The following is a 12,868-nucleotide window of genomic DNA, read 5'->3' on the forward strand; positions in this document are numbered from 1 at the left end:
TTAAGGAACATACAATGACACGAAATGAAGGCCAAGCCTCGGTTATCCTAGATAATGTCTGTAAGCTGATCCAGAAAAAAGTTCGCGCTGATAATGTGTTACTCGTTGAGAAATTCGCCAAAGCCTTGTACAGCAATATGTCTAAAGAGGATTTGGCAAACCGCAACGATAGTGACCTATATGGCGCAGCATTAAGCCTTTGGAACTCGCTAGAAAAAAATACTACTGACGACGCTGTTATCCGCGTTTTCAATCCAGAAGTGGCAAAAGATGGCTGGCAGTCATCACATACAATCGTTGAAATTATCACTAAAGATATGCCGTTCTTAGTTGATTCTGTTCGTATGGCCATGACTCGTGAAAATATCGCCTCTCACTTATTACTTCACTGCCCATTAAAAATTAAGCGTGATGAAAACGCTAAAATTTCTGGATTATCAAATTTAAAAGCAGAGCAAGAATCTTCATCTACTAAAACAGTATTTTTTATTGAAATTGACCGTCAAACAGATTCTTCTGTGATTGAGTCTTTCAAAAAAGAATTAGAGTCTGTGCTTGTTGATGTATCAGTTGCTGTTGATGATTGGCAACCAATCCGTAAAAAATTGATTGCAGTGACTAAAGAGTTACCTAAACGTCATCATAATAAAAGTAAAGATGAAGTTTCAGAAACAACTGAGTTTTTAGATTGGTTAGCTAAAGATAATTTTACTCTAATGGGTTACCGTGAATATGAGTTAAGCCCAGTTCAAGGTGATTACCAACTAAAAGGTAAAATGGATACAAGCCTAGGCTTGATGAAAAACTCGACTGAAGAACACACTCGCTTATTATCAGAATTACCTGAAGTTGCACGTCAAGAAGCTCGTAGCAGCAACCTACTGATTTTAACAAAAACTAACTCTGTTTCTCGTGTTCATCGTCCAGCTTACATCGATTATGTAGGCATTAAGCGTTTTGACGATGAAGGCAATGTAATTGGTGAAGACCGCTTTATCGGTTTATTTTCATCAAGCTTTTACAATAACAGTGCTACTGATGTACCTGTGTTAAAAAGTAAAATTAATCGCATTATGGAAATGTGTGATTTTGCTAAAGGTACTCACGCTTACAAAGCTGTTTTAAATATTTTAGAAACCTACCCACGTGATGAGCTAGTTCAAGCGCGCGAAGGTGAGCTACTTGAAGTTGCTATGGGTGTGTTACAAGTACAAGAGCGCGATATGTGTCGCTTGTTTGTACGTAAAGATGCGTATGGTCGTTTTTTATCTTGTATGGTTTATGTACCTCGCGAGCGTTATAACACGGCTCTTCGTCGTGAAACGCAAGATATATTAGCTAATGCATTTAATTCTGACGATAAAGTTGAATTTACTACTTATTTCTCTGAGTCAACACTGGCGCGTACTCATTACACCGTTCGTGTGACCGACAACAAGATCGAATATAACGTGAAAGACATCGAAAACAATTTAGTAGAAGCTGCACGTACGTGGGAAGATAAACTTCAATCTGCACTTTTAGAGTCTGCGGGTGAAGCTCGTGGTAACGATTTAAATCGTAAATACTGTAATGCGTTTGCACGCTCATACAAAGATGAAGTGCTTCCAAGTGCTGCGGTTGTTGATATTGAAAAGTTAGAACTACTTAGCGATGAAAACAAACTAGAAATGTTGTTTTACCGTCCTCAAGAAGAAGCAAACAGCAATATTGTACGATTAAGCTTATTCCATAAAGATGAGCCGATTCACTTATCTGATGTTATGCCAATGCTTGAAAACTTTGGCCTTCGCGTTGTTGGTGAAACACCATACTCAGTTAAAACTAGCGATGGTCGTATCAACTGGATCATGGACTTCTCGATGCTTATTGACAGCAAAGGGATGGCGGATTTTGATAAAATTTCAGCACGTTTTCGTGCTGCATTAACAAATGTTTGGGGCAACCGCCTTGAAAACGATGGTTTTAACCGTTTAGTGTTAATGGGTGGTCTAACAGGCCGCGAAGCCTCTATTTTACGTGCGTACGCTAAATACATGCGTCAAATTGGTGTAACGTTCTCACAAAGTTACATAGAAAGTACATTTGCAAATTATCCAAATATCGCAGCGCAAATTGTTAACTTGTTTGCTAAAAAGTTCTCAGTTAAAAGCCCTGCAAGTGCTAAAACACTTGAAAAGCTAAGCACGCAAATTTATTTAGAGCTTGAAAATGTAGCAAACCTTGATGATGACCGTATTATACGTTTATACGTTGATATGATTGTTGCGACGCTGCGTACTAACTATTTCCAAAAAGACGATGCCGGACAGTTTAAGTCTTATGTGTCGTTTAAAATACAACCTAGCTTAATTCCTGATGTACCACTTCCTTTACCTGCGTTTGAAATTTTTGTTTATTCTCCGCGCGTAGAAGGTGTGCATTTACGTTACGGCAAAGTAGCACGTGGTGGTCTGCGTTGGTCAGATCGTCGTGAAGACTTCCGTACTGAAGTACTTGGCTTAGTTAAAGCACAACAAGTTAAAAATACTGTAATCGTACCTGTAGGTTCTAAAGGTGGCTTTGTATGTAAACAACTACCGACTGAGCGTGAAGCGTTTATTAAAGAAGGCCAAGAGTGTTATAAAATCTTTATCCGTGGTCTTTTAGATATTACTGATAATATTGAGCGTGGTGAAATAGTACCAGCGCGCGATGTTGTTCGTCACGATGAAGATGATGCTTACCTAGTAGTTGCAGCGGATAAAGGAACTGCTACTTTCTCTGATATCGCAAATGGCATTGCTAACGAATACAATTTCTGGCTAGGTGATGCATTTGCATCTGGTGGCTCGGTTGGTTATGACCATAAGAAAATGGGTATCACAGCAAAAGGCGCATGGGAGTCAGTTAAACGACATTTCCGTGAAATGGATATTGATTGTCAAACTACCGACTTTACAGTAGTAGCAATTGGCGATATGGCAGGCGATGTATTTGGTAATGGTATGCTGTTATCTAAGCATATTCGTCTACAAGTCGCCTTTAACCATATGCACATTTTTGTTGACCCTAATCCAGATGCTGCTACATCTTACCCTGAGCGCGAACGTTTATTTAATATGCCGCGTTCTTCTTGGGAAGATTACAATAAAGAGCTAATTTCTGCCGGTGGCGGTGTGTTCTCTCGTGCAGCTAAATCAATTACGCTTAGCCCAGAAATGAAAAAAATGTTGGGCACTAAAAAAGCTAGTATGACACCAAATGAGTTAATGAAAGCCTCATTAATGATGGAGTTTGATTTACTGTGGAATGGCGGTATTGGTACATACATTAAACACTCTAAAGAAACTGATGCCGATGTAGGGGATCGTGCAAACGATGCACTACGTATCAATGGTAGAGATTTAGGCGCTAAAATAATAGGTGAGGGCGGTAACTTAGGTGCAACGCAATTAGGTCGTGTTGAATTTGCAGCTAAAGGTGGTCGTGTTAATACTGACTTCATTGATAACGTAGGGGGTGTTGCCTGTTCAGATAACGAAGTTAACATTAAGATTTTACTTAATGGCTTAGTCGCTGAAGGTGACCTAACACGTAAACAACGTGATGAGCTACTTTACTCAATGACAGATGAAGTTTCTGAATTAGTATTAAAAGACTGTTACCGTCAAACACATACTATTTCAATTACGCAGTCTAAAGGAACTTCAACGCTCAAAGAAAAGATTCGCTTTATTCATGCGCTTGAAAAAGAAGGCAAGTTAAACCGTGCTATCGAATTTATTCCAAGTGATGAAGAATTGGCAGAACGCGCCGCTGCAGGTAAAGACTTAACTCGTCCTGAGCTTTCAGTGCTAGTGTCTTACGCAAAAATGGTATTAAAAGAGTCTTTAGTAAGTGATGAAATTACTGAAAACCCTTACTATCGCCAATTGCTTGTTAAGTCATTCCCACGTCCATTGCGTGAGAAGTTTAACGATGCGATGAACAACCACCCACTTCGTAAAGAAATTATTGCAACTAAACTTGCTAACAGTATCGTTAACGATATGGGTTTAAACTTCATGGTACGTATGCATGAAGAAACCGGTGCTAATGAAGCTGAGATAGCAATGTGTTACTCAATTGCTAGCGAAATATTTGAAATGCGTGAAACATGGTCTTCTATTAGTGCACTTGATAATAAAATACCAGCAGCAGTTCAAACTGAAATGCTTTACCAACTTCGTCGTACTGTGCGCCGAGCAACGCGTTGGTTCTTACGTCATCGTAATAAGTCACAAACGATTGAACAAGGAATTGAATTCTTTGCGCCAACCTTTAAAGATTTAAGCGATAACTTAAATACGTATATGATTGAAAAAGAAAATGATCGTATTGTAATTGAGGCCAATAAGTTAATCGACGCGGGCGTTCCAACAGATATAGCTAATCGTATTGTTTCTTTATCAAGCTTATTCTCTGTGATGGATTTAGCAGAAGTTGCGAATAGTTCAGGTAAGAGTATTTCGATGGTGTCCAATACTTACTTTAAACTAGGTGCAAGAATGGGTCTGCATTGGTTCTTAGAGCAAATAACTAAGCAACCAGTAGCAAATCATTGGCAAGCACTTGCTCGCTCGTCTTATCGAGAAGAGCTTGATTGGCAGCAACGTACGTTATCTGAAGTTGTATTAAATAGCTTTGAAGGTGATGAGAGCGATGTTGATAGTCAAATAGACGAGTGGATGGATAGCCAAGATTTATTACTGCAACGCTGGAAACAAATGCTGGCTGAGTTTAAAACATCACAAAGTCACGACTTTGCTAAGTTCTCGGTTGCACTTCGTGAACTTATGTTGTTAAGCCACAATTGTGATACATCGGGAAAATAATTTAGCTTTAATCAGTTAATTGTTTAGTAAATAAATAACTGATTGTTAAAATTGTTATACAATACCTCAGCCTTGTCTGAGGTATTTTTTTGTCTAAAATTTAAAAAGAGGATTATATTGATGTTTTATGATTTAGCTCGCCGTTTTATGTTTACCCGTGATGCGGAGTGGGCGCATGAGTTTGCACTTAATAATCTTCGTCGTTTTACCAATACCCCTTTAAATTTAGCTTGGTCGCAAAATATTTCTGATAAGCCAGTCGATTTTTTGGGTCTGAAATTTAAAAACCCTGTAGGGCTAGCAGCTGGCCTTGATAAAAATGCGGAATGTATTGATGCATTCAGCCAAATGGGCTTTGGTTTTATTGAAGTTGGCACTATTACGCCGCGTGCTCAAGCGGGTAATGATAAACCTCGTATTTTTAGGTTGCCAGAATCAAACGCTATTATTAACCGTATGGGTTTTAATAATAAAGGCGTTGATAACTTAGTTTCAAATGTAAAAGCAGCAAAATACAGCGGCATACTCGGTATTAATATTGGTAAAAATAAAGATACGCCAAATGAACAAGGAAAAGATGACTATATTCATTGTATGCGTAAAGTGTTTGAGCATGCCTCATACATTACGGTAAATATTTCATCACCAAATACACCTGGCTTGCGTGATTTGCAATATGGCGCTGCACTTGATGATTTACTGCAAAGTCTTAAAAACGAACAGTTAGATTTAGTTGCAAAGCACAATAAACAAGTGCCTATGCTTGTAAAAATTGCACCGGATCTAGATCAAATTCAAATTCAACAAGTAAGTGAATCACTTTTAAATAATAAAATCGATGGTGTAATTGCCACCAACACCACGCTTGAGCGAGCTGCAGTTATGGGCCAGCAATATGCAGAAGAAGCCGGCGGTTTATCAGGTCACCCTGTTAGAATGCGCTCTACAGAGGTAGTGAGTGAATTGAAACGCTTAACACAAGGTAAATTACCAATCATCGGAGTTGGCGGAATAGATGATGCGCAATCTGCAAAAGAAAAGTTCGATGCAGGCGCAAATTTAGTCCAGGTTTATACTGGGTTCATATACAAAGGTCCACAATTGGTAAAGTCGATCGTTAACGGCTTATAAGGATCAGTTATCTAAGCTTTTGATCGTTCGATAAATGTTCTAAGCAAGCATTTTAAAAGTGGTCAAAAGCGGTTATACTGTGAGCAAGAATTATTCAACATACCCAAGGAGGAGTAAATGTTACAAGCATCAAAGCAATGGCAGTGGATTACTTGTCCTAATAAAAATCGTTTATTACTTGATTTAAATGACGACATGCAATTATGTACGCCCTATAAGTTAAGACAACTCACCGATTCTGTTTTTAAAAATCCACGTTTTAGTTTAGAAGATGCTGCATTTTATGAACAAGTTTATAACTATTTAGATGGGTTTGAATTGTGGTCTGCTGCTCAAATTTGTCAAATATCGCTAAATGCAACCGCTGTTAAGTATCACTTAAAACCCGTTTTATCAAAAAGCTGGTTTTTTGAAGAATACACTGGAACAGAGCCAAGTGTAGAAGCAATAGTTAAATTAATATCTAAAGCGCAGACTGGCGATTTTTTAATTGTAGAGCATTGCCCTGATGCATCTATTTGCTTAAATTTAAGCGAAACCTTTAAATTAGACGAAAATTTATCTTTAGCGCAATTTGAAGTAATCCGTATTTTGAATAATCGAGTACACCCCATCCTAAATCAGCAATATCAAAGTCAAACCGCCTAACCAAATTTAAGTCTTAAGCGTGTCTTTATGGCGTGTTTGTCGCCCAACCTATGTTATAATCCTGCGCAATTAGCTATTAAGGGTTATTACTTTGCAATTTATCGCACTTACTTCTATCGGAATCGAAAATTTATTGGTTGATGAACTAACAGAACTTGGCGCAACTGTGTCTAAGCAAACTGTTGGTTCTGTTCGTTTTGAGGCTGACTCATTACTGGCGCAAAAGGTTTGTTTATCAAGTCGTTTTGCAACGCGTGTGCTTATGCTTATTGAAGAAAAAGAAGGCGTAGATGACAAGAATAGCCTGTATAATTTTGCTCGCTCGCAACCTTGGCAAGAGTGGTTTGGACCAACTCAAACATTCGCTGTCGACTTCAACGGTACCAATGACTCATTAAAAAACACACAATTTTCGGGTCTTGTAATAAAAGATGCGATTGTTGACTACTTTAATGATTTATACGAGCAGCGTCCTAACGTTGATAAGCAAGATGCAAATGTGCGTGTTGTTGCACGATTAAATCGTTACGGCGTTTCTATGTATATTGATTATTCGGGCCCTCGTTTGTCTGAACGTGGTTACCGTCAAGGTCAAGGTAAAGCACCAATTAAAGAACATTTAGCTGCTGCATTAATTAAACGAAGTGGTTGGCTTGATAATGTAAAACAACCTTTATTCGATCCATGTTGTGGTGCGGGTACTATTTTAATCGAAGCGGCTGGGATGGCACGAAACGAAGCACCGGGATTATTTCGTGAAGGCTTTGCTTTTGAGCGTTTACCTAGTTTTAGAGCCGCTAAGTTTAAAGAACTTAAAGAAGAGTTACTTGCTAACATTACCGATCCTAAATTGTGGTTAATTGGCCACGATTACGATGAACAAGTTTTAAATAAAGCGATTGATAATGCCAAACGTGCTGAGCTTGATGATGTTATTAAGTTTAAGCAAAGCGACGCAACTAAACTTACTGCTGTTGCAAAATTACCGGGTGTTGTAATTTCAAACTTACCTTATGGTGAACGTATTGGTTCTATGGCTGAGCTTGTTGATTTACACCGTAATTTAGGTGTTGGCTTTAAAAAGCACTTTAATCATTGGAAACTTGCCTTACTAGGTATGGACGAGAGCTTATTTAAACTTTTAAAACTTGTGCGCCTTAAGCGTTATAAGTTTAAAAATGGCCCACTTGATGTTGAACTTAACTTATATCAATTAGATGATAAGCAAGTAAGTTTGACTACCGATGATAAAAAAGCGCTTAATTTTGAGGGCTCTACGTCATTCGCAAATAGATTGAAAAAGAATAAGCAAGGCTTAAAAAACTGGCTTAAACAAAATAAAGTAGACGCTTATCGTGTTTATGAAGCGGATATCCCTGAGTACAATGTTGCTGTAGATATTTACGGTGATTCTGCGGTTATTTTTGAATATGCAGCGCCTAAAGAAATTGATGAAAAAACATCAGAAAAACGCCTGCAAGACGTAATAACATTGACTTCGCAACAACTTGATATCTCACCTGAAAATATTGCTGTAAAAGTGCGTAAAAAGCAAAAGGGCGAAGAGCAGTATACGGCCATGTCTAAACAAAACCGCACTATGGTAGTTGAAGAGTTTGGTGCTAAGTTTAAAGTTAATTTATTTGACTACTTAGACACAGGTTTGTTTTTAGATCACCGTTTAATGCGTCGTTATATTCAAGAAAATGCGAAAGATAAGCGCTTTTTAAACTTGTTTGCATACACAGGTACTGCCTCTGTGCATGCTGCACTTGGTGGCGCTAAAGCAATTACAACAGTTGATTTATCTAAAACCTATTTAAAATGGGGCCAAGATAACTTCGATTTAAACAATATCAGTAATACACGTTACCGTTTTGAACAAGCAGATTGTTTAAAATGGTTAGAGCATGCGACAGCACAATATGATTTGATATTTTTAGACCCTCCAACGTTCTCAAACTCAAAACGTATGAAAGACGCGTTTGATGTGCAAAGTGATCACATTAAATTATTAACGTGGGTTAAAAAGATCTTAAGTCCATCAGGTACTTTGATTTTCTCTAATAACAAACGTGGTTTTGTAATGGATGAAGTTGGCCTGATTGGTTTAGGTTTAAAAGCCGTTAATATCTCAGATAAAACGCTATCACCAGACTTCAAACGTAATAAAAAAATCCATAATAGCTGGCTAATTACGCATGGCTAAATGGATTTTATATCATACTGATGGTTGCCACTTGTGCGAACAGGCTGAGCAACTTATCACTGATGTACTAAATGACAACAGTGAGTTATTACTAATCGATATTATGACTGATGAGCAGCTTATTGCTGAGTATCAAATTACTATTCCTGTATTAAAAAGTGAAAAAGGCGAGAAATTATATTGGCCTTTTACTTTACACTCTGTGCGCGAATTTTTAGCACAAGCAGAATAAGAGCAAATAAGAACTATGGATTTAATAAGAATTTTAAAAGCACAACTTGCTTTTGGTACACATGCTTTGCTTAACAAAGCAGACGCTGTTATAGAAAGTGGCGAAAGAGTGTGTGTAGTTGGTCGAAATGGCGCGGGTAAGTCAACGTTATTAAAAGTACTCGATGGACAAGTTGTTTTAGATGATGGTGAAATAAATCAGCTTGGTGGTATTCGAATTTCTCGTTTAGAGCAAGATCCACCAAAAGGTGCAAGCGGAACTGTATTTGATTACGTTGCACAGGGTATGCCAGAAATCGCTAACCTACTCATTGATTTTCATCATGTTAGCAACGAACTGCAAACACAATGTACTGATAAGTTATTAAATAAACTTGAACGTTTATCAAACCAACTTGAAGCCGCTGATGGTTGGCGTTTTGATAGCCGAATTCAATTAGTTTTGACACAATTAGAATTAACACCAGAGGCTAAACTTGAGTCCCTTTCTGGTGGCTGGTTACGTAAAGTAGCACTTGCGCGTGCACTTGTAAGTGAGCCTGACTTATTATTACTAGATGAGCCAACAAACCATTTAGATATGGCAAGTGTAATGTGGCTTGAACAGTTTTTAAAAGAATTTAAAGGCGGCATTGTATTTATATCGCATGACCGTGCGTTTATTCGCGCTGTCGCTACGCGTATTTTAGATTTAGATCGCGGTAAACTTATTTCGTACCCAGGTGATTACGCGACTTATCTAGAGCAAAAAGCGCATGATTTAAAAGTCGAAGAAGCGCAAAATGCATTGTTTGATAAGCGTTTAGCTGAAGAAGAAACGTGGATTCGCCAGGGTGTTAAAGCGCGAAGAACGCGTAACGAAGGGCGTGTTCGAGAGCTAAAACAGCTACGTAATGAGCGCAAGCAACGTGTTGATCAAGTTGGAAAAACTGACTTTAATATTGAAACAGCTGATCGCTCAGGTAAGTTGGTATTTGAAGCTAAGAACCTTTGCCATGCATTTAAAGACAAAGTTATTGCTGATGATTTTTCGACACTTGTAATGCGTGGCGACAGAATTGGCTTAGTAGGCCCAAATGGTATTGGTAAAACAACACTATTAAAACTAATGTTTGGTGATTTAAAACCTGATAGTGGTATTACTAAGCAAGGTGTTAATTTAGAGTTTGCTTACTTTGACCAATACCGTGAAAAACTTGACGAAGAAGCAACTGTTCAAGATAACGTTGCCGAAGGTAAACAAGAAGTGATGATGGGCGGTCGTTCACGCCATGTTTTAGGTTACCTGCAAGACTTTTTATTCCCTCCAGCACGCGCTCGAACCCCGGTTAAAGCACTCTCTGGTGGTGAAAAAAATAGACTGCTATTAGCTAAACTGTTTTTAAAACCATCTAATATACTTGTTCTCGATGAGCCAACGAATGACTTGGACATTGAAACGTTAGAGTTACTAGAGGACATTATTAATCAATATCAAGGTACAGTGCTGATTGTAAGCCATGACCGAGAATTTATTGATAATACATGTTCTAGTGTATGGGCATTTGAAGGCAATGGTAAAGTAACAGATATCGTCGGTGGTTATAGCGACTATGAAGCTTATGTAGGTTACTTAGCTGAACAAGAAAAAAAAATTCAGCAACAACCAGTAAAAAAAGTTGAAAAAGTAGCCGCTCCAGCTGCAAAACCAGCAGCTAAGACAAATAAACTCTCTTACAAATTAAAACTTGAATTAGAGCAACTACCGAATAAAATGGAAAAACTAGAAGCTGAAATTGAAGCTCAACAAGCTGTAGTGAGTGACGCAAACTTTTTTAAACAAGAGAGTGATGTAACAACTAAAGCATTGAACCATTTAGCACAACTTGAGTCTGACCTTGAAGCTGCCCTTGAGCGCTGGGAAGAACTTGAAGAATTACAGAATCAGTAGTAAGGACTAAAATGAAATATAAATTACTCGCTGCCAGTATTTTAGCGACATTAAGCACTTCAGCAACAAGTGCGACGTACCAGTTAAGTGAATTAGGGACTCTTGAAGACGCTAAATATTCTTATGTAACAGATGTAAGCGAAAGCGGGCATATTATTGGTTTCGCAAATGGTTTATACAATTTACCTATTGATACAAGCTATATAGATTTTACTGAAAATGTTATTGAAAGTGCTTACGACAGCACAGAAGCAGCATATGAATTAAGTGATAAAGAAATTACTTTCACACTTGATGACATTGAAAATAATGATGCCGTAAGCACTAATCCTGATGCTCATGCTTTTATGGTTAGTTTTTTGGCAAATTCGAATTTAGGAATTCCGTCTAACTTTGAATATCAAAAAATGAGTTCTTTAGTTGGGATTAAATTTAACGAATCAGAGATTACTGAACAACCGATTTTTGATATAGCTTCTGTTGATTATGATGGATTAACTCGTTCTACTGTCAATCTTTTAAATGCAGTAAGTGAAGATGGCGTTACAGTCGGTTGGGGTAGCGCCCCATACGATAAAGTATCTTTTACACCTGATGGCGAAGATGATGCAGAAACGTGGTTTACTCATGAATTTATAGAACGTGGGATTGTAATAAGCGCTGATGGCAGTGTAAGTGTTGAGTTAGAGCCTGAGTTTAATGAATACGGTGGCACAAGCCGCGCTAACGATATTGTTAAAACTAACAGTGGTTATACCGTTGTAGGTAATATGTCTACAAGCATTCCAGATGACAGACAAGATAATATTGATGATAACTGTGATAATGAAGACGAACCTACGTCAGTATGTATCAACTTGTTAAATTCAAATATTACACGAGGCTTATTTAATAAGCGCGCTGTTAAATGGGAACTTGATGAATCACTTAATATCACGTCTGTTGAAGAGCTTGGTATGGCACTGACACCTGATGAAGGTGAAGCGGAAGATGATGCATTTACAAGTACTGCTTTAGCAGTGAACAGCAACGGGACAATTGTAGGTTCATCGAATACACGTTATTACAAAAATGACGATACAATTCTTACAATGCCAGTTTATTTTAAAGACGGTGCGGTTGTTGATTTTATTAATCAAGAAGATGACTGGCAGTCTGGTAAATCAATTGCTATTAATGATAACGATGTAATTACAGGTTATGCAACTAAACGTATTGAAGGTACTCTTCGTAATAAATTCTTTTACCATGATATAGCAACGGGTAGTACGGTTTTCCCTACTGATTACTTTTCAAGCTCAAGTTCTTACGGTAACGATATAAACAACCAAGGTTATATTGTAGGTGAAGGGGAAGTGGGTGTTTCTGATAGCTCGCGACTCAAAGAGGCCTTTATTTACAAAATTGGTGAAGACAAAATCACTAATCTAAACGATTTACTGCCTTGCTATGACACCGACGGTGAAACTGATTACGCTTATACTATGGTTGAAGCGACTGCTATCAACGAAAATAATGAAATATTTGGTACTGCGACTAAAACAGTTGAAAAGCTAGATTCATTAGGCGGTGTAGTAACTGATATTAATGGTGAAATTGAATATGAGAGTATTGCAATAGCAGTTAAACTAACGCCAATTGCAAATGGTGAAGTAGAAAGCTGTGCTCCAGTAGAAGCTGAAGTTTATGAGCGTAACTCTGCTAGCTTCCCTTGGTATACATTATTGTTATTACCACTGGTTGGCTTAAGGCGTGTATTTCGCTTTTAAAGTTTATTGATTATAAAAAAACCAACTTGATAAAGTTGGTTTTTTTTCGTCTATAATATTTTATTAGATTAGAATTGCAGCGATTATTTAGCTT

General features: G+C 37.8%; 7 protein-coding genes. All 7 read left to right on the top strand.

Annotated elements, in window-relative coordinates; translation table 11 throughout:
- Positions 1 to 14 precede the first annotated feature (14 nt).
- The 7 genes from H5157_RS06990 (at position 15) to H5157_RS07020 (ending at position 12,774) form a co-directional block, all read left to right on the top strand.
- The gene (locus tag H5157_RS06990; RefSeq protein WP_002961899.1) at positions 15 to 4,856 is read left to right on the top strand and encodes an NAD-glutamate dehydrogenase; all 4,842 of its coding nucleotides are present in this window, start codon (positions 15 to 17) and stop codon (positions 4,854 to 4,856) included.
- Between the two features lie 120 nt (positions 4,857 to 4,976).
- The gene (gene pyrD, locus H5157_RS06995; protein ID WP_024595575.1) at positions 4,977 to 5,987 is read left to right on the top strand and encodes a quinone-dependent dihydroorotate dehydrogenase; all 1,011 of its coding nucleotides are present in this window, start codon (positions 4,977 to 4,979) and stop codon (positions 5,985 to 5,987) included.
- A 117-nt stretch (positions 5,988 to 6,104) separates the two neighbouring features.
- The gene (locus H5157_RS07000; RefSeq protein WP_002961896.1) at positions 6,105 to 6,635 is read left to right on the top strand and encodes a cell division protein ZapC; all 531 of its coding nucleotides are present in this window, start codon (positions 6,105 to 6,107) and stop codon (positions 6,633 to 6,635) included.
- 91 nt (positions 6,636 to 6,726) lie between these two features.
- Positions 6,727 to 8,844 carry a bifunctional 23S rRNA (guanine(2069)-N(7))-methyltransferase RlmK/23S rRNA (guanine(2445)-N(2))-methyltransferase RlmL gene (rlmKL, locus tag H5157_RS07005; RefSeq protein WP_138489126.1) on the top strand — a complete coding sequence of 706 codons (2,118 nt, stop codon included), beginning with the start codon at positions 6,727 to 6,729 and terminating at the stop codon, positions 8,842 to 8,844.
- Complete coding sequence (locus H5157_RS07010) at positions 8,837 to 9,076, top strand: glutaredoxin family protein (RefSeq protein ID WP_002961779.1); 240 nt, start codon at positions 8,837 to 8,839, stop codon at positions 9,074 to 9,076. Before rlmKL ends, H5157_RS07010 begins: the two co-directional genes overlap by 8 nt.
- A gap of 15 nt (positions 9,077 to 9,091) precedes the next feature.
- Entirely contained in the window at positions 9,092 to 11,005 is a 1,914-nt protein-coding gene (locus tag H5157_RS07015) for an ABC transporter ATP-binding protein (RefSeq protein WP_024595573.1), read from the top strand.
- 11 nt (positions 11,006 to 11,016) lie between these two features.
- Positions 11,017 to 12,774 carry a DUF3466 family protein gene (locus H5157_RS07020; RefSeq protein WP_182695654.1) on the top strand — a complete coding sequence of 586 codons (1,758 nt, stop codon included), beginning with the start codon at positions 11,017 to 11,019 and terminating at the stop codon, positions 12,772 to 12,774.
- Positions 12,775 to 12,868: the final 94 nt, after the last annotated feature.

Source organism: Pseudoalteromonas sp. SG43-3 (assembly GCF_014164385.1).
GTDB classification, from domain to species: domain Bacteria; phylum Pseudomonadota; class Gammaproteobacteria; order Enterobacterales; family Alteromonadaceae; genus Pseudoalteromonas; species Pseudoalteromonas distincta.